Here is a 22,425-nt window from a genome sequence, read left to right on the forward strand (position 1 = left end):
AAGAGCTAGACTTTAAATTTATTTAAGTCCATTTTAAAGCTTTGGGATATGGCGTCAAGTGAGTTTGCGACCTCTAAAAGGCGTTGTGCTGTGTGCTCGTTAAGTTCGGCTAATTGGACTGATTTTTTACTTTGAGCTAAAAGTTCGGTTATGTTTTCTTTACTGTGATCCGTTCTTTCTTCTATGCTTTTTGCCATCTCGATCGAGTTAGTATTTGCATTTTGAGCTTGTGCTGCGATTGCTCTTAGTTCGCTTGCATTGTTGCTTAATTTTTTAATACTTCTTGAATTCTCTTTTAAGGAGTCGTTTAGCTCATTTACTCTTGAGATAATACTTCTTGAATTTTTTGAGATGTCATCTATTTGCTGGTTTGTCTGCTCGGCAAGAGTTCGCACTTCTTCAGCAACTACAGCAAATCCTCTGCCATACTCTCCGGCTCTTGCGGCTTCGATAGCTGCGTTTAGCGCAAGAAGGTTTGTCCTGTCTGAAATTTCATTTATGATACCTAAAATTTGATCTATATTTTTACTTTCTGTAGCTACTTGCGTTGTTTTATCGGCTAGGATTTGCTCGTTTTTACTAGCGGCATTAATGTCGTCTACTACATGCTCTAGCAAATCTATAACAGTATCTAGCTTTTTATTAGAGTCGTTACTTAGCAAAACTGCGTTTTCGGTCATCTGCTTTGTTTGCACGAAATCATCATCTATGTCTTTTGTAAAGTTATGTGAACGCATAGCTTGCTCTCTTCCGTCTTGAGAGCTTTTATCAAGGTCTAGCGAGCTGTTTCTTAGTGTTAAGATTTGCGATTTTATCTCATCTGCACCATCTTGTATGCGTTTTACTATATCGGCTATTTGTTTGATAAAGATATTTATGTTGTTACTAACTTCACCTATCTCGTCGTTACTTGAGATGGGTATCCTGCTTTTTAGATCACCCTCTCCGTTTGTTAGATCTTTTGTTCTATAGGAAAGCAGCTTTAACGGGTTTATAACAACTTTTTTTATGATAAATAGCATAAAAAGTAGGGTAGCGATCAAAATAACGGTAAAAATACTTAAAAAGACCCATGTTTTATTTTGGATATATCCGTTAAATTCCTCCATCGAGTAAGACATATCAAGAACACCAAGGACATCATTTTCTTTTGAGGTAGCATGACAGGCAAGGCAGTCGTTAGTTGCTTTTAGAGGTCTTATAAGTCTTAGGTAGTGCTCATCTTTTGTTTGAACGTTTATATTTTTATCGTTTGGTGATGTAAACTGCTCGTTTATCTCCTTTTCGGTGCTAACTACTTTTTCAAGACCAAACATTTCACTAACTTCTTGTGCTCTAAAAACTCTTATATTTCTTATATTTTCTATTTTTGAGTTTGTTTCAAGAGCCTCTCTCATGGCGTCTCTATCGCCTGTGTTCATTGCTGAGCGTAATGAGAAAAACACCGATTCGCTAATCATCTTAAGGCTTTTTAGAGCCTGTTCCTGGGTGGTTTGTTTAAATTCTTGTATGATTATCGCCTGAAGAACAACAAAACTGACCACAAGAATGGCAAGAACGCTTAATGTTAGCTTTTTAGCTATACTTAAATTTCTCATTTTAACACCTTATAATTTAATATTTAAAAATAATTGTAACTAAATTAACTTAAAATAAAACATAAAACTCATTGAGTTTAATCAATGCTTAACAAAATAAATCAGAGTATAATTATCGTAAATTTAATAAGGAGCTAAGATGGATTATTTTAAGGATTGGCAAAAATTTTCACCTAAAGGTGCTACGGTGGATTTTTTTAAAACCCAAAAAGATGATGAAAAATATATAGGTTTTGATACACGTGCTTGCGTGCCGCCAGAGCCCATGTTAAACGCGATGTTGGCTTTAAAATTTGCAGATAAAAACACTAAAATCGTAATGATAAATCACAAATTTCCAGCAGGTCTTATACCAAAGATTGAGAAAAATTTTTATGTGATTAGTGAAAATTTAGAAGGAGAGCAAGTAAAGCTTACTTTTAGTTTAAAAGATGGAGCTTCGCTTGAGGGCTTTGATTTTAACCAAACATGCCATGGATAAGAGATGCTTTTAAATACATTTGCACCACCTTTTAAGCTAGTTGGTGGTTACTTTATCGTTGGAATTTTATTTTTGATCGTTAGTATCTTTGCTTTTTTGATGGCAAATTTTGATACGCCAACAGCTTTTACTACGGCTGGATTTGTGCATATTTATTTGGTAGGTTTTGTTATGAGCATAATTATCGGTTCACTTTATCAATTAACTTCCGTGATACTTGAAAAACCGTTTTTTACCATAAATGGAGCTATTTTAAATTTAACTATTTATGTCATAGCCACGCTTTGTTTTGGTTTTGGGCTAGTGTTTGATGAAAATTCGATCACATATGTTGGCGCTTTTTTGCTATTTGCCTCGCTTATGTTTTTTTGCGTGACTTATTTTTTAAGTTTTATAAAAAACCAAAAGCGAAATTTTGCCGCAACGGCACTTTTATGTTCGTCGGTATTTTTGTTTATGGGTATCTGTCTTGGTACATGTTTGTTTTTAAGTATGTTTGGGTTTTTGAATTTTGATTTCGAACTGCTACTTAGATATCATGTTTATTTTGTGCTTGGATTTATATTTTTTATAATAGTAGGCGTAGCAAGCGTGCTTTTACCTATGTTTGCGCTTGTGCATGATTTAAAATTTATACTAAGTAGGACTTCGTTGATATTTTACGTAATGAGTGGAGTGTTGCTTTGTTTTGATATGAAATTTGCGCTTTTGTCGTTTGTTGTTGCGGCACTTTGTTTTATACTAGAGGCTCTTTTGATACTTAAAAAGCGTGTAAGAAAGGCATTTGATTATTGGAATATTAATGTTTTTATATCGCTTGTAGCATTTGTGTTCTTTTGCGCTTTCATAAATTCTACGCGGATTGATATTGCGGTATTTTTTCTATTTTTTGGATTTTTGTATGCTTTTATAGTTGCGCATTTATATAAGATCGCTCCATTTTTGATCTGGTATCATTATATAGCACCGTTTGTCGGTAAAACAAAAGTCCCTTTATTGGACGATATGGTGGTTAAAAAACCTGCATATATTGCGATATTTTTTAATGTAGCAGCTTTGGTGGCATATGTGTTTGATATCAAATATATCGCACTTGTTTGTTTGCTAATTAGTACTACTTTGGTTGCGTTTAATGTAGTGCATATTTTTAAATTTATAAAATTTGGAGTAAACCATGAAAGATAAAATTTATAAAGAGCTTTCGACGATAGTTGATCCTGAGGTCGGGTTTAACATAGTTTCTTTGGGGTTGATATACGATGTTGTGGTGGATGAGGATAAAGCAAAAGTTATAATGACGCTTTCAACTCGCTCTTGTCCTCTTCATGAGCTTATACTTGGCTGGGTAAATGACGCAGTTCTTAGAGTAGATGGTATAAAAGAGTGCGACATAGATCTTGTATGGGAGCCCGTGTGGACGATACAGATGGCTAGCGACGAGGTCAAAAAGGCTTTAGGAGCTTAAGTTATTTACGAGTGTTTACTTCTATAGGCAAACAAGTTGGCAGTTGAAAATAAAATTAACTCCCAACTTTTCAATGCAAACCTTGTGTCTAGTTAGTATTTATTTTTATAAATTTCACTGATTTTGTATATTAATAAACTGCTTTGCGTGGTTGTCGAATATCTTAATAAATATAAGTTTAAATAAAACTAACCCTAGTTACTTGCTATAAGTTTTGGCTATAACTACAAACGATGATCTAAGCATAAAAACAATATAAAATAGAATGAAGCGATATAAAATGCGATTTTAAAAAATGGCGCTTGCTTGAGTGGGCTATATGAAATTTAAAAGGAGATAAACCCCTTTTAAATTTATTAAGAAGAATTTTATGTGTTTTTTAGTCCATTTGATGACGCATATATGATGGAACGTCAAGTTGCGCCATGTAGTCTTCGCTATTGTATCCGCCGCTTACTTTTTGAAGTCTTAGGATCCTCTCCTTTTTTATGGCTTCATTTAGGCTTTCGACTTCCTTTTTTTCTTCTATCTCTTCTTTGGCTGACTGAAAGCCTGTTGCAACTATTGTAACTTGGACTTTATTGTTTGCCGCATCTTCGTCAGTTGTAGTACCAAATACGATATCGGCATCTTCATCAGCCGCATCTTGTATGATAGCCATAGCTTCATGAATGTCGCTTAGAGGGCAAGTAGGATTGATCCTAAAGTGCACTAGAACACCCATGGCGCCGTTTATACTCATATTGTCAAGAAGAGGTGATTGGATAGCGTTTTTCATAGCCTCTTGAGCAGCATCTTCGCCCTCTGCCTCGCCTACGCCCATTAGCGCCATACCTCTATGGCTCATAACAGTTCTAACATCGGCAAAGTCAAGGTTGATATCGCTTTTGCCTGAGTCTAGGACTATGGTACTCATGCCACTAACGGCACGTGCTAACACGTTATCAACTATTTCAAAGCTTTCTTTTATGCCAGCTTTTTTATCTATCAAAGTTAGAAGTTTATCATTAGGTATAACAACTATCGAGTCGCTTTCTTTACGAAGTTCACTTAGTCCTATTTCGGCTAGTTTGCGACGCTTTTTGCCCTCAAACATAAAAGGTATAGTGACCACTGCTACCGTTAGAGCACCAACTTCTTTTGCGGCCTGTGCTACAATAGGAGCGGCTCCGGTTCCTGTACCGCCACCAAGACCAGAAGCAATAAAGACGATATCTGAAGTTTCAAGTGCGCTTTTTATCTCATCGTAGCTTTCTTGAGCGGCTTCTTTGCCAACCTCAGGTCTCATGCCGGCTCCTAGCCCTTTTGTTTTTTTCTCGCCAAGCTGGATTGTAGTGTGTGCAGGAGAATTTTCAAGTGCTTGAGCGTCCGTATTTGCCACTATCAAATCAATATTTAAAGCGCTATTTTCTCTTATCATATGATTTATCATATTTCCGCCGCCGCCGCCTACGCCTATAACTTTTATCTTAGCGCCATATATACTTTTATTTTCTTCTACTGTAAAGCTGCTCATTTTAGAAATTCTCCTTAAAATAATTGTGTAAGTCGTTGCCAAAATTTGGTAAAGATATTTGGCTGTTTATCTTGTTTGCTTATATCGGCAATATTAGCAAGTTCGTTTTTAACAACTCTTTGCTCCAAATCCTTTTGTTCATTGCCGATTATTTCCACACCTTCATCTTCAAACGGATTAAAAGTTTTATTTCTTAAATTTATATCTTCTTTTACGTTTTCTTCTTCAAAAATTTTATTAAAGCTATTTTTTGGTTTTGAGATAATTTCCCCGTGGTATCTCATGCGCTTTTCAGAGTCTATCTCGTATGATGTAAATTCGCCAGCTCCATACATACAAAGACCTATAGCGCAAGAGTTGGCAGGCTCTCTAAGTATCTCATAGAGTCCTTCAGTCTCTTTTGGTTTTGCTATGCGAACAGGCATTTTGTCAAATATAGCAGACGCAAGATCTCTTAATCCTTCAAGTTTTGTCATACCGCCGGTGATAACTACTCCAGCGCCTATAAGATCTTTATAGCCACTATCCTCTAAAATTTTAGCAAGTATCATAAGTGTTTCTTCGGCTCTTGCGTAAATTACGTTTGATATGATATCAAGTGAAACCTCGTGAGTTTTACTTTCATCTCCAAGAATGGGAAGCTCAATAAGATCTACGGATTTATTTATCAATGCACCGTAATTTATCTTTATCTCCTCGGCTTTTGGTAAAGGAGTATGTAGCGCCATAGATAGATCGTTTGTTATGTTTGCTGATCCTACACCTAAAAATTCATTATATCTAATAGAATTTCCAGAGTGGATAACCATGTTGCAAGTGGCACCGCCCATGTCGATAAGCACTACCCCGAGCTCTTTTTCATCTTCGGTAAGTGTTGCAATGGCTGAAGCGTATCCTGACAAGACGATATTATCTATTTGAATTCCTACAGAGCTGATCGCTTTTCTTAGGTTGCTTAGTGCTGATTTTTGCACGGTTACGATATGTGTTTGAACTTCAAGTCTAGTTCCGTTCATACCTATTGGGTCTTCAATATGCTCTTGTCCGTCTACTTTAAAATTATAAGGCAAGACATGGAGTTTTTCGTATTCACTAGGTATATTTGCCGTATGGTCAGCCATTTGCATGGATCTTTCTATCTCTCGTATGCCTATTTCATGATTTGGTACATTTACCACACCGCTACTATCTACGCTTTTAGTGTATGCACCAGATAGTGAAACTATAACTTTTTCATACTGTGTGCCGGCTACTCTTTGTGCTTCTTGAAGTGCATTTTTTATTGATTTTGATGCAAGTTCTATATTTGTAATGACGCCTTTTTTGATACCTTGTGTCTTTTCTGTGCCTATGCCTATAACCCGAATTCCGTTTTCATCATGCTGAGCTATAACAGCACATATCTGAAACGAGCCGACATCTATACCTAAAATTCTAGTACTCAAAACAATTACCTTTTGATGTATTCTTTAACTACATAACGCTTTTGCAGTTCGTTTGTCAAATCTTGCATAAGCTCACTATTTTTAAGATTCGCAATATTTTGTTCAACAAGCTGTTTGTAGTTGTTATTTATATTGTTAGTAAGCAACTTTTGTTCCAAAATCTCGTAAATAACAGCTTTATCATCTAATACAATGTAACCTTTTTTGTTTGGCGACTCTAACAGTTGACTAACAAAAGCTTGTGCTTCATGTATCTCTAAACCATCTATAGTTTGGTTTAAATCTCTGCTAATAAAGCCAATATCTTTGCCTTTGAAATTTGCTAATGCTGCTTTTGTTTTGCTCTCAAGTATCTCTTTTGATTTGTCAAATTTATAAATTTCTAGCACCTGCTCTCTAGCTGCTTCAAAGCTCATAGGCTGAGGAGGCGTGATGCTTTTGATCTTTGTTATAAGGTAGCCGTTTTGATAGATAAAAGGCTTGATTGTCTCGCCAAGATTTGCCTCTTTGATCTCTTGCATATCAAAAGTTGCGTTATTTTCAGTTATATATATCTCGCTGTCTGTTGAAATTTCACCTTTTTTTACGGCAATGTATTTTTCTAGCGCTTGTGTTTTGTTTTTTTCTAGGCTGTAGTCTTTCAAAACTTGCTCTTTTGCATTTTCAAAAGCGATGATTTTGTCGTCACTATCTTTGTATTTATCTTTGTTATCGTTATAGTAAGCTGTTAGTTCTGTTGCATTTACATCAATGTCATTTGACTCGATATATAGAGTTTGTAAGCCGTAAAGAGTGTCGGTCATATAGTTGTTTTTGTTATTTTCCCACAGTTGTTTTAGCTCATCTTCGTTGATTGTGATTTCATTTTTGTCAGATTTGATTATCTCAACGGCAACTCTGTCTTGCATAAAAAACGCTGCATTCATAAGTTCGATATCTTTTTGTGTTGCTGTTGTTTTTAGTATGAAATTTATCTTATCCATAAGTATTTGGCGTTTTAAATTCTTTTCATAGTCGTTTGGATTAATCCTTGCACGCCTTAATACATCGTAGTATAAATTTTTATTAAATGCTCCGTCTGTTTGAAAAGATGGATCAGCAACGATGTATTTTAAAACATCTTCATCACTAACGCTAAGACCAATATCATCGGCAAAATTTAGTAGCAAGTTATCTTGTATGACAGCTTGCATAGCTATATTTTCAAGACCTATCTCTTCGGCTTTTTCTTGAGTAAATTGACCGTCAAATATGTTGCTGTAATAGTCATAAATTTGATTATACTTTTGTTGAAGTTCTTGAACGCTAATGTTTCTATGACCAACGGTTGCCACTGATGTCGCTCTGTTGTTGTTTAGGTCGTAAGCACCCCATCCTACAAAGCCTGCTCCGACAAAAGCGATAACGCTTATCCATATTGTTACAACTAAATATTTTTTATTTTTTTGCATCCAAGTTATCATGAATTTTAATCCTTTTTAATCACTAACGAAAATTATGTGCTATTTTACTAAAAATAGTCTTAAGTAACCTTAAAAACGAGCTTTTAATGCGGTTTATATTGCCAAAAATTACTAACATTTTTCAAAGAGTGTTAGTATAATTCGTTTGAAAATTTTTCGTAATAATTTGACAAATATAAAAGTTTGCAACTATTTTCTAGTATCGCTATTTCCTTTGCTAGCTGCTGTGGTGTGCGACTAAAAGCGTAAATTCCATATCCTTTTATAACTACGATGTTTGTATTTTTTTCAAGCATGTAACGATAAATTTCGGTTTCTGCTCGTTCATACCAGTCTTCAAATTGCTTTGGCGCATAAACATGAATTTGATGAAATTTCATATACCCAAAATAGTCTTTTGGCTCGATTTTGTCATGTTTCATGGCATAGGCTGTTGTGTAAGGAGGCATGGCGTAGCATATAAATTTTGCTTCGTTTATGTTTTTGTATATGTTTAGGTGTATATATGCATCCATGCTTGCTTCATTCCAACGATAGTCCTTCTTTGAAAATAGTAGCGTCAAATCACTATCTTTAATGTCGTCAAATATTGCATTTTGTTTATTGATAAGAAATTGATTTCTCTCTACTCTTGCCGAGATAGAGCCATGAAAAACGCCTAGGAAATTTTTTCTAAACATCGAAAGTGAAATCTTTTTTAGCTCATTTATGGAGTGCTGGAGTTCCATTTTTATCCTTTTTTGGCTTAATTATAATAAAACTACATAAAATTTTACATAAAATTACTTTTTAAGTAAAGATTAGATAAATTTATAATTAAATTTAAAGGAAGAAAATATTTTGCAAAGCCCACATGTTAGCGTTTTACTAGAAGAAGTTTTGGATGTTTTTAAGGATACTAAAGGTAATTTTATAGATTGCACTTTAGGATATGGAGGACATTCGTCGGCACTACTAAAAGCAAATTCAAATTTAAACCTTATAGCTTGCGATAGAGATGATGAGGCGATAGAATTTTCCAAAAAAAAACTATCTGAATTTGGTGAGCGAGTTAGAATTTATAAGAGTAAATTTTCTGAATTAATTCAAATTCTTGATCAAAATGACAAAAAAAATGTTAAAGGACTGCTTGCTGATATAGGAGTTAGCTCTCTTCAGCTTGATAAAAACGATCGAGGCTTTAGTATAAATTCCGACACTCTTGATATGCGCATGAATCAATCTGACGGACTAAGTGCATATGATGTTATAAATAGTTATAATAAAGAAAAACTAGCTGAAATTTTATACAAATACGCAGAGCTTACAAATGCAAATTTTATAGCCCAAAAAATCATTGAAGCTAGAAAAACAAAAGCCATAACAAGCGCAAAAGAGTTGGCCAGTATAGTTGGCACAAGACCGATAAAAGGAAGAAGCGTAAGCCCTGCTATACTTGTTTGTCAAGCAATTAGGATAGAGGTAAATAACGAGCTAGGTGAGCTTGAAATGCTTCTTGAAAGCATTAAAAACGCTAAGTTTAATGGTTGCAAAGTGGCGATAATTAGCTTTCATTCTCTTGAAGATAGGATTGTAAAAAATACATTTAAAGAGTGGGCAAAGGAGTGCATATGTCCATCTTTTGCTATAAGATGTGAGTGCGGGGGCAACCATGCTTTGGGTAAAATTTTAACCAAAAAAGCCATAACGCCAAGCAAGGAAGAGATAGCTGTTAATTCTCGTAGTAGTTGTGCTAAAATGCGTGTTTTTGAGTTTAAAGGGTAGATAATGGATGAAAAAGTAGAACTACTTGAGCTTCATGACGAAGAGCAAAAGCACGAACAAAATTTAAGCTTTAAAACACTAGTAATGGTCTATCTTGCGATGTTTGTTGCACTTGGATTGTTGTTACCTAAAATTTATATAGCAAATCAAATTTATTATTTGAGTCGCGATATAGCCGAGATAAGCGGAAAACGCGATGTTTTATTAGAAGAGTATAAGGCTTTAAATACCAGGCTTGAAAACCTTCGCTACAAAAATCAAATTCTAAACCCACTGCAAGATCCGCAATGGAAGTAGTTATTCGGCGCTTTCCTTTTGTAAGATAAGTTTTTCAAGAACGTATTGCTCAAGCTCTTTTTTAGGTATGTCATTTTTTATCGCTTCGTTATAAATTTCTTCTACTTTTGTTGAGTATTTCTCATAAGTAAAGTATGGAAAATGCACCGCCCAAGCTTTTTTGATAAGTTCGCGGCTTTTTTCTTTTCTCGCCCAAACCTTAAACATATCAAAACCTATAAAAACAACGGATGTAACCGCAACGGTAACTAAAATAGAAATATGCGCATCGATATTTGATAAAAAATGATGGGTTAACACAAGTAATGGGAAAAGAAACAATATGCATATGAGTGCATAAATTTTATATGTTTTAGAGTGTCTGAATTTGAAATTTAGTTTTGCGCCGTCTACTAACATGCCTTCGTTAAAAAGGCAGTTTGCTTCAAGTAAATCCCTAAAAAGAACTGGTTGTTTTGATACGACAAAGATGCTATCTAGTATGTATTTTTTTAAATTTTCTTTCATTTTGTTCCAATATTTTATTAAAATTTAACGCAATTATATCAAAAAACCCTAAAATAGAGTAAAATTTGCTACAATTTTACTAAAATTTAAAGGAGCAAAGATGGCGGGAAGTAACATGGAAATAGTTTTTTTAAATGGAGAATTTTGCAAAGCATCGGAAGCTAAAGTAAGTGCTTTTGACAGAGGTTTTGTCTTTGGAGACGGGATTTACGAGGTAGTTCCTGTTATAAATTCTCGTCTTGTTGATAGAGAGGATTTCTGGCTTAGGTTCGAACGAAGCCTTAAAGAGATAGAGCTAAAACTTCCTTATAATAAGGAAAAATTTGAAGAAATTTTATATGAAATAATCACAAAAAACAACCTAAAAGAGGGCGGTGTATATATGCAGATTACGCGTGGCGCCGCTCCTAGGGATTTTTATTTTATAGAGAATTTAACTCCAAGTGTGTTTGTTTTTTGCTATGAAGCAGAAATTTTAAGTAATCCGCTAGCAACAACAGGCATAGAAGTAGCAAGTGTAGATGACATACGTTGGAAACGACGCGACATCAAGTCTATATCGCTTTTGGCTCAGTGCTATGCGAAAAATGAAGCCCATAAAAAGGGCGCACATGAGGGATTTATGGTTGAAGATGGCTTCGTGACAGAGGGTTGTAGTTCAAGTGCATTTATCATAAAAGATGGTGTTTTAATAACAAAACCACTTTCAAATGAAATTTTGCCAGGAATTCGCCGTAAGCGTCTTTTGAGATTAGCCGATCAGGCAGGATTAAAAGTTGAGCAGAGAAAATTTAGCATGAGTGAAGTTTATGAGGCGGACGAGGTGTTTATATCGGCTGCTACGCTTATATTACTTCCTGTGATAAAGGCTGACGGAAGAGCTATAAACGGCGGAAAGATAGGTAAATTTTCAATGGCTTTAAGAGAACTTTATGTGCAGGAATTTTTAAAAGAGGCGCTTAAATAAAGTGGAAAAAATCCTAATCAGCGCTTGCCTGCTTGGGCAAAATTGCAAATACGACGGCACAAATAATAGTAGTGATGCTTTAAATTTAAAATTAGCAAAACTTGCACAAAAATACGAGCTTATAAAAATTTGTCCCGAAGAGCTTGGAGGACTTAAAACTCCGCGTGAGGCGGCTGAAATTTTAAACGATAGAGTTGTGACTAAATTTTCTGGCTTAGATGTTACGGATGAGTTTATTTTTGGTGCTAGAGTTTGTTTAGACTTGGCTAGGTTAAACGAATGTAAGATCGCCGTATTAAAAGCAAGAATCCCAAGTTGTGGGAGTGATGAAATTTATGATGGAAATTTTACAAAAACCTTGATAAAAGGCGATGGCGTATGCGCAAAAGAGCTTAAAAGTAGCGGTATCAAAATATATAGCGAAGAAAATTTTGATCAGCTTTTAGATGATTAGATCGTTTAAAATCTGCTATAAAATCAGGTGGAATTTTTATAATTTTTGTTAAAATCTCGGCTCAATCTATAATGTAAGGAAAATTTTTGAAAAATAAAATTTTATCGGTTTTTTTTCTTTTGTTTTTACTTGGTTGTTCTCAAAAAGTGCCTCAAGTTAGTTTAGACCAAACTTTTAAAGGTCGTATCACGCTTTTGGATTTTGAATTACCTCAAGATGCAAATTTTCTTCCACAGAGCATGCTTAGCGCTAGTTTTAGTGGTGACGATCTTTTGAAAAATCTCTTTAGTGTCTATGATATAAATGTTAAAAATGTAAAACAGGATGAGGCGTTTTGGGCATTTAACACATATAAATTTTCAGAGAAAAAAAGCTATTTTGGATCAAATTTTAGACCGGTAAAAAAGGCTTGGTTTGACAAGCAAAGACAAAATGCAAATTTTAATGAATTTGGCAAATTATCAGCACATGCCATAACTACCGCAAATACTGCTCTAAGAAATTTCCCAAGCAGCGACCCTCTTTTTTACAACCCACAACTTCCGGGAGAAGGTTATCCCTTTGACTATGCTCAGTCTTCTACCTTAAGCATAGCTCATCCACTTTTTGTATCGCATTTTTCACTTGATAAAGCTTGGGTATTCGTTAAGGATGATACGGTTTGGGGCTGGATAAAGTCAGAAGATATAAAAATTTTAACCAAACAAGAAAGCAGTAAGTATAAAAAGCAAAATTTCTTAGCTGTAAAGATAGATAATACGCCTGTTTATGACCTAGAGGGCGGGTTTTTATTTTATGCAAGAGTAGGGGTGCTGCTTGGTTTCAACGCCGAGGATAAAGAGAATTTTTATGGAGAAGTGATAACAAGAGCAGGGGTTAGAAAATATAAAATTTCAAAGCATGTTTCCGGTAAATTTCCCCTTGCTTTTGATGATGAAAATATAAGAATTTTATCCCAGTCTCTACTAAATCAGCCTTATGGCTGGGGTGGGGTAAATAACCTTCGCGACTGCTCATTATTTTTAAAAGATCTCATGAGTAGCTTTGGCTTTTGGCTTCCTAGAAATTCTGGCGCGCAGGCTAAAATGGGAAAAAAGATAGAGCTGCAAAATTTAAATGCTAAAGAAAAGATCAAGCTCATAAAAGAGCAGGGCGTGCCGTATATGACACTTTTTCATCTTCCAGGTCACATTATGCTTTATGTGGGAACTAGCAACGAAGGAGTGCTTGCTTTGCATGATGCGTGGGGTGTTAGGACAAAAGATAACGGACGTGCTCTTATGGGCGGCGTGGTGCTAACAACGCTTGAGATAGGCAAAGGTAGAGGTGATATAGATGATAAGAATTTGCTACTTTCAAAGGTGATTTCTATGAATATCTTGCAAACCCCAAGTGGCAAAAAACCTGAAATTTTGCCTTTAAATTCCAAAATAGATATGAAAGAAAAGATATCAAAACTACAAGATGCTTATGGGGTTAGGATCGAGGATAATTTAGTTTATTTTAGCGATGAAAGTCATATAGTGTTTAATGATTTTATAAAAAAAGACTCCGAGTGTAGTGTTGGCGCTGATGTGCAAGATATGAACGCTTTGCCGTATGCTGCTCTTATGCCCTTAAATGCGCCCTTAAACGATAGTGGACGATGTAGGAACTACGAGCTTTTGGGTAAAATTTACGGAGATAACAAAGAGGCTGTAAGAGAAAATTTAACAGACGTTGTGTGGCTTAAGGATTTTTTAGGTTTAAAGCTAAAATTTAACTCAAAAAACGGTGCAGCTAAGGCTTTAAATGCCGTTAGTCAGGAGCTAAACGAGCTTGTTAAACAAGACCCGTCTTTGCTTGAGTTTCTAAAAGATCCCGCTGGGACTTTTAATTGGCGTGTTATAGCCGGCACAAATAGACCGAGTGCACATAGTTACGGTATCGCAATAGATGTAAATGTTAAACAAAGCCACTACTGGCGCTGGCATAAAGTGTATAAAAATCAAATTCCAGAAGCTATAGTTCATACCTTTGAGAAGCATAAATTTATCTGGGGCGGTAGATGGGAACATTTTGATACTATGCACTTTGAGTATCGTCCGGAGATGTTTTGATAGATGTTAGAGCAAATTTTAAAACTGCTTGAAAACTCAAATATCTTTTTAACAGGAGGCGGAGGGGTTGGCAAGAGCTACCTTACACAAGCTGTTATCAAGCACTACCGAAGCAACCTTAAAAATGTCGTCATACTAGGCTCAACGGGCATAAGCGCCGTCGGGATCGGTGGTGTGAGTGTGCATAGTTTTTTTAAATTTGGAATTTGTAAAAACTATGAAGAGTTAAGGCTTCTTGATAGGCGTCAAAAGAGTAAATTAAACTCATTAAGAGCCATGCTTGATAGTTGTGATTTGCTTGTGATCGATGAAATTTCAATGATAAGCTCTGATCTTATGGAGATGATAAGGTATCGCTTGCAAGCTTCTAAATTTAACGGGAGGTTACTTTTTGTTGGTGACTTTTACCAACTTCCACCTGTGCAAAAAGAGCAAGGCAAAAATGCCCTTTTTAGCTTTACATACGCTTTTAGTTCGCATGCATGGAGTGAATTTAAACTAAAAAACATTGAGCTTCTCATTTCAAAACGCACACAGGATTTACAATTTTACAAAATTTTATCTCATCTTAGAGTTGGCGAGCTAAATGATGAAGTTATAGACTATATAAATTCGCTTAGAAGCGATAAATTTGAGATAAATGACGATATGAGTGTGCTTTACGGCACTAACCGCGAAGCTGATGTCTTAAATGAAAGATGCTTAAAAGAGCTACAAACTCCGCTTGAAGTTTGCACGGCGGATATTAAAATTTTTGATGAAAAGCTACATGAAAAAACTCTTGAAAGTTGGATAAACGCACTAAATTCTCCATTAAATTTAAACATGAAAATCGGAGCAAAGATAATATTTACCGCAAATAAATGGGGCGAGTATTATAACGGAGAACAGGGCAAAATCGTTCAGATTTTAAAAGAAAACGGCGAATACTCCGGTGTTATTGTCCAAAAAAACGACGGCGAGATAATAGAAGTAGTCAAAAATTCCTTTGAGCTTAGTGAATTTGTTTCAGAAGACGGCGAGATAGCACAAAAAAGCATGGCTAGTTTTTTACAGTTTCCATTTAAGCTAGCTTATGCGCTAACGATACACAAATCACAAGGCATGAGCATAAATTTTTTAATGTGCAACCTTAATCAAATTTTTGCTAACGGTCAGCTTTATGTTGCGCTTTCTCGTGCTAAAAATCCAAAAAATTTAAAGCTTTTTTATGATAGAGGGGTTGATTTTAGGCAGTATTTAAGAAAAGTCGTTAAAATTGACAATGAAGTTAAAAAATTTTATAGTGAAAATATTTTTGAGAACATTAAGGAGATAGAGATATGAAGAAGCTGTTTTTGATTATGATTTTTTCGGCATTTGCCTTTTGTGATGTTTTAAGGGTAAGCGACTTTCAAACTGACATTTACTCAAAATCCGGAGCAAATATAACTAAAAAAATAAACTTAAATTTAGAAGTGGTTGGGCGCGATATGAATGACAATGAGTCTTATGTGCTTGACGCTTTAAATATCATAATCGGAAGCTTTTATGTTGAAGATATCTTAACTTCAATGGGAAAAGAAAAATTTAAAGAGACTTTTATCAAATACGCCGCTAAAAAACATACTCTTGATATTGATGATGTGCTTATTTTAAATATCAAAGTTATAAACAACCTAGAACTTAACGAGATCATAAACGCTATAAAATCACAAAATTTATGTCAAAGTCCACTGCCTCAAGATGCCCTTGAGAATAGACGAAAGAAAACAAACGAGATCGTTATAGCGCCTGACTCAAATACAATAAACCAACGACCGATCGACTTAAATAGTATTCAAGGTTTTGGCAAGGATTTTGAGTAATTTTATTAAATTTATTGGTTGATTATATCGTATCCTTGCGGTATAACCGGTGTTAAAATTTCCTCTGAAATTTGTTTGTTTGCGACTTGATTTTTTAATGTGATTTTTATTTTATTATCAAGCCTGTCTTTATAGTCAATCATCGTTGGAAGATCGTTTTTAACGGTGATAAAATACTCCACACCGTCATAAATGGCCTTATAAAGTGTTGGTTGGATTTGCATTGCATGGGTTAAAATTTGAGTTAAATTCGGAGTTTCGTCAAGTCTTGAAATGATGGCTTGTTCTAACTCGTCCTCTACGATAACAACTCGTTGCTTGTCAAAATATATCTTTTTTGGTGTGGGTGACTCATATATCCAAAGCGCGACATTATCATTTCTCGCATAAAATTTACCGCTATAAGATATGCTTTGGTTTTGACTGTTTACCATTTGCGTAAAGTCGCTTTGTAGACTTTTGAAATTTAACCCCGCACAAAAACCAGGCAATGCTAGTAAAAAAACAATTAGAATTTTTCTCATCTACTCCCCTTTTTTTACGCTATTCTAGCCCAGTTTAAATAAATAAATAGTAAAACTATGATAGAATGAGAACTTTTAAAATTTAAGGAAGGCACAAGTATGGTTTCAGCGGTATTTAGAAAAATTTTTGGAACAAAAAATGACCGAGAGATAAAACAATACGCAAAAAGAGTAAAATTTATAAATGCGCTTGAAGACAAATATCAGGCAATGAGCGACGACGAGCTTAAGGCTGCTTTTGAAGCTTTAAGAGTGCAAGTCAAGGAGCAAAAAGTAAGTCTTGACGATATTTTAAACGATGTCTTTGCCATCGTTAGGGAGGCTAGTAAGAGAACGCTTGGCATGCGTCATTTTGATGTTCAGCTTATCGGCGGCATGGTGCTTCATGAGGGCAGGATCGCCGAGATGAAAACAGGTGAAGGTAAAACATTGGTTGCTACTCTTCCTGTTGTTTTAAACGCGATGAGTGGTAAAGGCGTGCATGTAGTTACAGTCAATGACTATTTGGCAAAACGTGACGCAACTCAGATGGGCGAGCTTTATAAATTTTTAGGCTTTAGCGTAGACGTTATACTAAGTGGAGTTTATGATGATAGTGTAAGACAGGCTGCATATAATGCCGATATAACTTACGGAACAAACTCTGAATTTGGCTTTGACTATCTTAGGGACAATATGAAATTTGACGCAAAAGATAAAGTTCAAAGAGAGCACAACTTTGTTATAGTAGACGAAGTAGACAGTATTTTGATAGACGAGGCAAGAACCCCGCTTATCATCTCAGGACCTACTAATCGCACTCTTGACGGCTACATAAAGGCAAATGAAGTAGCTCAAAAGTTAACTCGCGGAGAAGCTGCAGACCCTAATATTCCAAATTCAAAGCCTAGCGGCGACTTTGTCGTAGATGAGAAAAACCGCACGATAATGATAACTGAAGAGGGTATAAATAAAGCAGAAAAGTTATTTGGTGTTGAGAATTTATACAACCTAGAAAACGCCATCCTTAGCCATCATTTGGATCAGGCATTAAAGGCACATAACCTTTTTGAGAAAGATGTTCATTATGTGGTGCGAGATAACGAGATAGTTATCGTTGATGAATTTACGGGCAGACTAAGTGAAGGCAGACGCTTTAGCGAAGGGCTTCATCAAGCTCTTGAAGCTAAAGAGAAGGTAAAAATTCAAGAAGAGAGTCAAACTCTAGCCGATACAACCTATCAAAACTACTTTAGGATGTATGACAAACTAGCAGGCATGACGGGAACTGCGCAAACAGAAGCTACGGAGTTTTCTCAAATTTATAAGCTAGATGTTATTAGTATACCTACAAATGTTGCGGTTAAAAGAATTGACGGCAACGACCTGATCTATAAAACTCAAGAAGAAAAATTTAAGGCAGTTATTGAAGAGATAAAAAAGGCTCACGACAAAGGTCAGCCGGTACTTGTCGGTACTGCAAGTATCGAGCGTAGCGAAAAGCTACACGAGATGCTTGTAAAGGCTAAAATTCCTCACTCTGTGTTAAATGCTAAAAATCACGAAAAAGAGGCGCAGATTATCGCTGAAGCCGGCGCAAAAGGTGCAGTAACTATAGCTACAAATATGGCTGGTCGTGGTGTTGATATAAGAATAAATGATGAAGTTAGAAGTCTTGGTGGACTTTATATAATCGGCACTGAAAGACATGAAAGCCGCAGGATAGACAACCAATTGCGCGGGCGTGCAGGACGTCAAGGTGACCCTGGTCAGAGTAGGTTTTACTTAAGCCTTGAAGATAACTTGCTTAGAATTTTTGGCTCTGATAGGATAAAGGCGATAATGGATCGTCTTGGTATAGAAGAGGGCGAAAGCATAGAGAGCCGAATGGTAACAAGAGCCGTAGAAAACGCACAAAAAAAGGTTGAAAGTCTACACTTTGAAGCTAGAAAGCATCTTCTTGAGTATGACGATGTGGCAAATGAGCAAAGAAAGACGATATATAACTACCGTAATGAGCTACTTGATAAAGAATTTGACATGAGCGAGAAGATACTGCAAAACAGACAAGAGTATGTTGCAAGCATGCTTGAAAATGCGGAAATCTTCCATGGTGGTCTTAAAGATGATTATGATATCGCAAATTTATGCAAGATCATAGCAAACGACTGTGGTGAGCTGATAGATGAAAGCGACCTTGCTGGACTTGAATATGATGAAATTTTGCAAAAAGCAACTCAAATTTTAACCGATAGATACGAAGAGCGCATGAGCGTGCTTCAAAGCGAGCAAAAGCATGATATAGAAAAGGTTCTTTACTTGCAAGTGCTTGATAATGCGTGGAGAGAGCATTTGTATCAAATGGATATATTAAAAACAGGTATCGGACTTCGCGGATATAACCAAAAAGACCCTCTAACTGAGTATAAAAAAGAGAGTTACAATCTTTTCATGGAGCTTGTTGTTCGTTTAAAGACCGAAAGTATAAAAATGCTTCAGAGCTTGCGCCTAAGAAATCGTGACGAAGAAGAAGAGCAGGCTGCAGCTATGCGTGAACGTATGCAGCAAGATCAAGATAGAAGCTTAAATTTCAACCAAGATCAAGCTCAAACATCTACTAAAAAAATACCTCGCAACTTACCGTGCCCTTGCGGAAGCGGTAAAAAATACAAAGAGTGTTGCGGCAAAAGCGGTCCTAAAAAGGGCATTTTCGCTTAAATTTATCCTCAAAATAAGCCTTGTGGTTTATCCATAAGGCTTTGCTAATACTAAAAGGAAATCAATGACAAGTCTTCCTAAATACTTGCTTTTTAAATACCTTAGATTTGACAAATCACAGCCATTTATAACCCTAAGTGCGGTTCTTGCCTTCTTGGGAGTTAGTATCGGACTTATGGTACTTATAGTTGCCATGGCGATAATGAACGGTTTTGATAAAGAATTTGAGCGTAAGCTTTTTACTATGAACTATCCAATAACGATAATGAGTGCTTTTAAAGCTGATATAGACGACACTTTAACTTCACAGCTTAAAGAAAAATTTCCGGAGCTAAAATTTAGTCCGTTTATAAGCTCTCAAGTCATCTATCGCGGGTCAAATTCTTTAGAGGGCGGCATACTTTTTGGGGTAAATTCAGCTGATGAAAAGCAAATTAATTCGATTGTAAATGAAGGACTGAAAGAAAAAGAGCTTAATGGATATGATATCTTGATCGGCAAAGGGATAAAAGACCAGTTTAGGCTAAATGAAAACGACAAGATAACGCTCATATTTACAAAGGCGGATCCCGGAGGATTTTCGCTTATACCAAAAATGAAAAGGTTTGATGTTGCTTCTAGTTTTGAGTCAGGACTTGTAGCTTACGATAAAGCTTATGCATACACGTCAGCCGAGGCTTTGCGTAAAATTTTAGAGTATCCTGACGGCGTTTATGATGGGGTGCATGTGTATTCTTTGAAGCCATTTGATGATATAAAGCGCATACAAGAGGCACTTCCTGTTGGGCTAAAAGCGATAGGCTGGTGGCAACAAAACGGAAATTTCTTCTCTGCTTTGGCGCTTGAAAAACGTGCTCTTTTTATAGTCTTGATGCTTATTATACTTGTTGCTTCACTAAACATCGTAAGCTCTCTTTTAATGACTGTTATGAATCGTCGCCAAGAGATAGCGCTTTTGTTGGCGCTTGGAGCTAGTAAAAATGAGATAAAAAAGAGTTTTTTTTACCAAGGTTTGGTTATCGGTGGTGGTGGGATAGTTTTTGGTCTTATTTTGGGGCTTTTTGGAATTTGGCTACTTGGAAATTTCAACATTATAAATTTACCGGCAGATGTTTATGGTAGCTCAAAACTTCCTATGGAGCTTTCGCTTTTTGATTTTGGTATGATTATCGTTGGAGCGATCATTATAGTAGCGATCTCATCGTATTATCCGGCTAAAAAAGCCACCCAGATAGACGTTTTACAAACTCTTAGAAACGAGTAAATTTAAGATAGCCATGCTTGTGCTATCTTAAATTCTTGCCGCATCTTTATCTATCTTGCACAAAAGAGCCTCATGCACTAAAGTCCTAGCAACGGCTCTTTCTTCTCTTACTAAATGAAAGTTGTTACCAAGGTCCGAAAATAGATCCTTTTCGTCATGTCCGTTAAATCTTATGACGGTTTGTATGGTTGGATTATAGTTTTTGATATTTTGCGCGATAAGCTCAAGTCGTTGTTCGTTGCTAACAGTTATGATAACCGCAGCCGCACTGCTGATACAAGCGTTGTCATAAGTTTGCTTTTTTAAGACGTTTCCTAAAAATACATTTTCACCGCGACTTCTACCAAGCTCAACCAAGCTTAGATCGCTCTCAAGCGCAAGGTAGAGAATTTTTTGCTCTTTTAAGCGCAAAACAACCTCTTGTCCAAGTCTTCCATATCCAAAGATAACTATATGGTTTTTGATCTTTTGTGGTTTTATCATCTCGTTTGGCTCTACTGCAACCTCTTTTTGCACTAAATTTGCTAGGCGATTTAAATTTTTAAGGATAAAAGGCGTGACAAACATCGAAACCACGGCAACGGCTATGAAAATTTGAGCTGTTTGGTTTGAGATCAAACCTCTTGAACTCATAAGTCCAAAGACAGCGAGTGCAAATTCGCCTATCTGACATAAGCTAAGGGCTGTTTTTATAGCAACTCTTCGCTTTGCATAAAGTAAGAGCATGCCAAAAACGACAAGGGCTTTTATGAACATGGTTGCTATAATTAAGAATGCTATAATAAATATATTATCAAATACAATACTAAAATTTATCTGCATACCGACAGTTATAAAAAACAGTCCAAGAAGTAGGTCTCTAAATGGTATGAGGTCTGATTCTATCTGGTGCTTATACTGCGTTTCAGCCATCATCATGCCAGCTAAAAATGCTCCAAGCGAGTAAGAAAATCCAAACGAATAAGCAAGCTCGCTAGAGCCGATAACTAAAAGCAGTATCATGGCGATAAAAATTTCTTGCGAATTTGTTTGCACGACTTTATAAAATATCCAGTTTATAGTGTATTTGCCTATTAAATAGATCGTTATGATAAGTATTATCGCACTAATAAATGTTTGAATTAAAAGCTCGTCAATAGAGCTGTTTGCCGAGCTAAATATATCAATCATAAGCAAGATAGGGATAACTGCTATATCTTGAAATAGTAAAATTCCAAGAGTTTTTCTTCCGTAAATTTGAGATATATCGCCAGTGTCATTTAGGGTTTTTAATACTATCGCAGTTGATGAAAGTGCAAGGGCTAGACCGATGATGATAGCGCTCTTATCAACCACATCCATGGTGTAAAGAACTAAAATTCCAAGTATAAACCCCGAGATGCTAACCTGAAAAGTTCCGTTTAAAAATACCTCTCTTTTCATTGTCATGAGGTGTTTAAAGCTAAATTCAAGCCCTATGGTAAACATCAAAAACACAATGCCAAATTCGGCTAGGTGCATTATCTCTTCGTTGCTTTTTATGTTCATAAATCCGGATATTATCGTGCCTGTGACGATATATCCGATGATTGTAGGTATGGCAAATTTTTTAAAAACAACATTTAAGACTATGGAGAGTGCGGTTGCTAGTAGGAATGCTAAGAGAATTTTTTCCATTTATTTTAATTTTTCATCATAAAATATAATATCAAAACTATTTTTGCGTTTAACTAGGGATTTTTTGGCCGGTATGCCACCTTTTTTGAATTCATCAAGCTCATCTCGTAGCTGGTCGATAGTTGTTTCAAATTCGTCCATTTTTTCTTTAAGTTGCAAGATAACATCAACTCCTGCTAAATTTACTCCAAGATCTCTGGTTAGTCTAAGTATCATTTTGACCTTATCAACATCACGTTGCGAGTAAAGTCTCATCCTTCCATCAGTTCTTGAAGGCTCTATAAGACCTTCGCGTTCGTATTGGCGAAGCGTTTGAGGATGTATGCTAAGCACTTTTGCCACAACGCTAATTAAAAATAGCGGTTCATCATAATCTTTCAT

21 protein-coding genes are annotated in these 22,425 nt (G+C 35.8%); 12 read left to right on the plus strand and 9 right to left on the minus strand.

Translation table 11 applies throughout. The features are described 5' to 3' along the window. Positions 1 to 5: 5 nt before the first annotated feature. Positions 6 to 1,598 (minus strand): methyl-accepting chemotaxis protein, encoded by a 1,593-nt coding sequence (locus CCAL5182_RS04615; RefSeq protein WP_336610382.1) that lies wholly within the window; start codon positions 1,596 to 1,598, stop codon positions 6 to 8. Positions 1,599 to 1,737: 139 nt separating this feature from the next. On the opposite strand from CCAL5182_RS04615, the gene CCAL5182_RS04620 reads away from it, so the two are divergent. From CCAL5182_RS04620 to CCAL5182_RS04630, 3 genes are read left to right on the plus strand one after another with little or no spacing between them, the layout of a single operon-like run. After that, positions 1,738 to 2,079 (plus strand): hypothetical protein, encoded by a 342-nt coding sequence (locus CCAL5182_RS04620; RefSeq protein ID WP_169935630.1) that lies wholly within the window; start codon positions 1,738 to 1,740, stop codon positions 2,077 to 2,079. A gap of 3 nt (positions 2,080 to 2,082) precedes the next feature. Next, positions 2,083 to 3,264 (plus strand): peptidase M50, encoded by a 1,182-nt coding sequence (locus CCAL5182_RS04625; protein ID WP_169971633.1) that lies wholly within the window; start codon positions 2,083 to 2,085, stop codon positions 3,262 to 3,264. After that, entirely contained in the window at positions 3,254 to 3,544 is a 291-nt protein-coding gene (locus CCAL5182_RS04630; RefSeq protein ID WP_170000038.1) for a metal-sulfur cluster assembly factor, read from the plus strand. Before CCAL5182_RS04625 ends, CCAL5182_RS04630 begins: the two co-directional genes overlap by 11 nt. Before the next feature lie 379 nt (positions 3,545 to 3,923). Here CCAL5182_RS04630 and ftsZ read toward each other — a convergent pair whose 3' ends face one another. The 4 genes from ftsZ to CCAL5182_RS04650 form a co-directional block, all read right to left on the minus strand. Continuing rightward, positions 3,924 to 5,060: a cell division protein FtsZ gene (ftsZ, locus tag CCAL5182_RS04635; RefSeq protein ID WP_169971635.1), complete on the minus strand. Its 1,137-nt coding sequence runs from the start codon at positions 5,058 to 5,060 to the stop codon at positions 3,924 to 3,926. Between the two features lie 14 nt (positions 5,061 to 5,074). Beyond that, complete coding sequence (ftsA, locus tag CCAL5182_RS04640; RefSeq protein WP_336610383.1) at positions 5,075 to 6,505, minus strand: cell division protein FtsA; 1,431 nt, start codon at positions 6,503 to 6,505, stop codon at positions 5,075 to 5,077. A 5-nt stretch (positions 6,506 to 6,510) separates the two neighbouring features. Beyond that, a complete protein-coding gene (locus CCAL5182_RS04645; protein ID WP_336610384.1) occupies positions 6,511 to 7,968 on the minus strand; it encodes a peptidylprolyl isomerase in 1,458 nt (485 codons plus the stop codon). 131 nt (positions 7,969 to 8,099) lie between these two features. Next, positions 8,100 to 8,696 (minus strand): class II aldolase and adducin N-terminal domain-containing protein, encoded by a 597-nt coding sequence (locus tag CCAL5182_RS04650; RefSeq protein ID WP_169935642.1) that lies wholly within the window; start codon positions 8,694 to 8,696, stop codon positions 8,100 to 8,102. 112 nt (positions 8,697 to 8,808) lie between these two features. Between CCAL5182_RS04650 and rsmH the strand changes: the two genes are divergently transcribed. After that, the gene (gene rsmH / locus CCAL5182_RS04655; protein WP_336610385.1) at positions 8,809 to 9,732 is read left to right on the plus strand and encodes a 16S rRNA (cytosine(1402)-N(4))-methyltransferase RsmH; all 924 of its coding nucleotides are present in this window, start codon (positions 8,809 to 8,811) and stop codon (positions 9,730 to 9,732) included. 3 nt (positions 9,733 to 9,735) lie between these two features. Further along, positions 9,736 to 10,029: a hypothetical protein gene (locus CCAL5182_RS04660; protein WP_169935646.1), complete on the plus strand. Its 294-nt coding sequence runs from the start codon at positions 9,736 to 9,738 to the stop codon at positions 10,027 to 10,029. On the opposite strand, the gene CCAL5182_RS04665 is transcribed toward CCAL5182_RS04660, so the two are convergent. Beyond that, entirely contained in the window at positions 10,030 to 10,536 is a 507-nt protein-coding gene (locus CCAL5182_RS04665) for a hypothetical protein (protein WP_169971638.1), read from the minus strand. It abuts the gene before it with no gap. Positions 10,537 to 10,636: 100 nt separating this feature from the next. Here CCAL5182_RS04665 and CCAL5182_RS04670 point away from each other — a divergent pair, with 100 nt between their 5' ends. The 5 genes from CCAL5182_RS04670 (at position 10,637) to CCAL5182_RS04690 (ending at position 15,903) form a co-directional block, all read left to right on the plus strand. Further along, complete coding sequence (locus CCAL5182_RS04670) at positions 10,637 to 11,503, plus strand: D-amino acid aminotransferase (protein ID WP_169935650.1); 867 nt, start codon at positions 10,637 to 10,639, stop codon at positions 11,501 to 11,503. Between the two features lies 1 nt (position 11,504). Beyond that, positions 11,505 to 11,957, plus strand: coding sequence for a DUF523 domain-containing protein (locus CCAL5182_RS04675; protein WP_336610386.1), 453 nt, complete (start codon positions 11,505 to 11,507; stop codon positions 11,955 to 11,957). A gap of 86 nt (positions 11,958 to 12,043) precedes the next feature. Further along, positions 12,044 to 14,056 carry an SH3 domain-containing protein gene (locus CCAL5182_RS04680; RefSeq protein WP_336610387.1) on the plus strand — a complete coding sequence of 671 codons (2,013 nt, stop codon included), beginning with the start codon at positions 12,044 to 12,046 and terminating at the stop codon, positions 14,054 to 14,056. Between the two features lie 3 nt (positions 14,057 to 14,059). Next, a complete protein-coding gene (locus CCAL5182_RS04685; RefSeq protein ID WP_336610388.1) occupies positions 14,060 to 15,382 on the plus strand; it encodes an ATP-dependent DNA helicase in 1,323 nt (440 codons plus the stop codon). Continuing rightward, positions 15,379 to 15,903 carry a hypothetical protein gene (locus tag CCAL5182_RS04690; protein WP_170015477.1) on the plus strand — a complete coding sequence of 175 codons (525 nt, stop codon included), beginning with the start codon at positions 15,379 to 15,381 and terminating at the stop codon, positions 15,901 to 15,903. Before CCAL5182_RS04685 ends, CCAL5182_RS04690 begins: the two co-directional genes overlap by 4 nt. Before the next feature lie 11 nt (positions 15,904 to 15,914). Here CCAL5182_RS04690 and lolA read toward each other — a convergent pair whose 3' ends face one another. Then, a complete protein-coding gene (lolA, locus tag CCAL5182_RS04695; protein WP_336610389.1) occupies positions 15,915 to 16,427 on the minus strand; it encodes a LolA-like outer membrane lipoprotein chaperone in 513 nt (170 codons plus the stop codon). Between the two features lie 99 nt (positions 16,428 to 16,526). Between lolA and secA the strand changes: the two genes are divergently transcribed. Together secA and CCAL5182_RS04705 are read left to right on the plus strand one after the other, a co-directional pair. Next, complete coding sequence (gene secA, locus CCAL5182_RS04700) at positions 16,527 to 19,124, plus strand: preprotein translocase subunit SecA (protein ID WP_336610390.1); 2,598 nt, start codon at positions 16,527 to 16,529, stop codon at positions 19,122 to 19,124. 64 nt (positions 19,125 to 19,188) lie between these two features. After that, positions 19,189 to 20,388, plus strand: a complete 1,200-nt coding sequence (locus CCAL5182_RS04705) for an ABC transporter permease (RefSeq protein WP_169971643.1) — start codon at positions 19,189 to 19,191, stop codon at positions 20,386 to 20,388. 27 nt (positions 20,389 to 20,415) lie between these two features. Here the strand turns inward: CCAL5182_RS04705 and CCAL5182_RS04710 are convergent, their stop codons facing one another. Further along, positions 20,416 to 22,044 carry a cation:proton antiporter gene (locus CCAL5182_RS04710; protein ID WP_336610391.1) on the minus strand — a complete coding sequence of 543 codons (1,629 nt, stop codon included), beginning with the start codon at positions 22,042 to 22,044 and terminating at the stop codon, positions 20,416 to 20,418. Next, positions 22,045 to 22,425: a heat shock protein transcriptional repressor HspR gene (locus CCAL5182_RS04715; RefSeq protein WP_169935668.1), complete on the minus strand. Its 381-nt coding sequence runs from the start codon at positions 22,423 to 22,425 to the stop codon at positions 22,045 to 22,047.

It is taken from the genome of Campylobacter sp. 7477a (assembly GCF_014892335.1).
Taxonomy (GTDB): Bacteria; Campylobacterota; Campylobacteria; order Campylobacterales; family Campylobacteraceae; genus Campylobacter_A; species Campylobacter_A californiensis.

Coding starts and splice junctions, on each gene's coding strand:
- CCAL5182_RS04620 (WP_169935630.1), top strand. CDS start 1,738: ATGGATTATTTTAAGGATTGGCAAAAATTTTCACCTAAAGGTGCTACG.
- secA (WP_336610390.1), top strand. CDS start 16,527: ATGGTTTCAGCGGTATTTAGAAAAATTTTTGGAACAAAAAATGACCGA.
- CCAL5182_RS04615 (WP_336610382.1), bottom strand. CDS start 1,598: ATGAGAAATTTAAGTATAGCTAAAAAGCTAACATTAAGCGTTCTTGCC.
- CCAL5182_RS04690 (WP_170015477.1), top strand. CDS start 15,379: ATGAAGAAGCTGTTTTTGATTATGATTTTTTCGGCATTTGCCTTTTGT.
- CCAL5182_RS04705 (WP_169971643.1), top strand. CDS start 19,189: ATGACAAGTCTTCCTAAATACTTGCTTTTTAAATACCTTAGATTTGAC.
- CCAL5182_RS04660 (WP_169935646.1), top strand. CDS start 9,736: ATGGATGAAAAAGTAGAACTACTTGAGCTTCATGACGAAGAGCAAAAG.
- CCAL5182_RS04685 (WP_336610388.1), top strand. CDS start 14,060: ATGTTAGAGCAAATTTTAAAACTGCTTGAAAACTCAAATATCTTTTTA.
- CCAL5182_RS04670 (WP_169935650.1), top strand. CDS start 10,637: ATGGCGGGAAGTAACATGGAAATAGTTTTTTTAAATGGAGAATTTTGC.
- CCAL5182_RS04625 (WP_169971633.1), top strand. CDS start 2,083: ATGCTTTTAAATACATTTGCACCACCTTTTAAGCTAGTTGGTGGTTAC.
- CCAL5182_RS04715 (WP_169935668.1), bottom strand. CDS start 22,425: ATGAAAGATTATGATGAACCGCTATTTTTAATTAGCGTTGTGGCAAAA.
- ftsZ (WP_169971635.1), bottom strand. CDS start 5,060: ATGAGCAGCTTTACAGTAGAAGAAAATAAAAGTATATATGGCGCTAAG.
- lolA (WP_336610389.1), bottom strand. CDS start 16,427: ATGAGAAAAATTCTAATTGTTTTTTTACTAGCATTGCCTGGTTTTTGT.
- CCAL5182_RS04645 (WP_336610384.1), bottom strand. CDS start 7,968: ATGATAACTTGGATGCAAAAAAATAAAAAATATTTAGTTGTAACAATA.
- CCAL5182_RS04630 (WP_170000038.1), top strand. CDS start 3,254: ATGAAAGATAAAATTTATAAAGAGCTTTCGACGATAGTTGATCCTGAG.
- CCAL5182_RS04710 (WP_336610391.1), bottom strand. CDS start 22,044: ATGGAAAAAATTCTCTTAGCATTCCTACTAGCAACCGCACTCTCCATA.
- CCAL5182_RS04665 (WP_169971638.1), bottom strand. CDS start 10,536: ATGAAAGAAAATTTAAAAAAATACATACTAGATAGCATCTTTGTCGTA.
- CCAL5182_RS04650 (WP_169935642.1), bottom strand. CDS start 8,696: ATGGAACTCCAGCACTCCATAAATGAGCTAAAAAAGATTTCACTTTCG.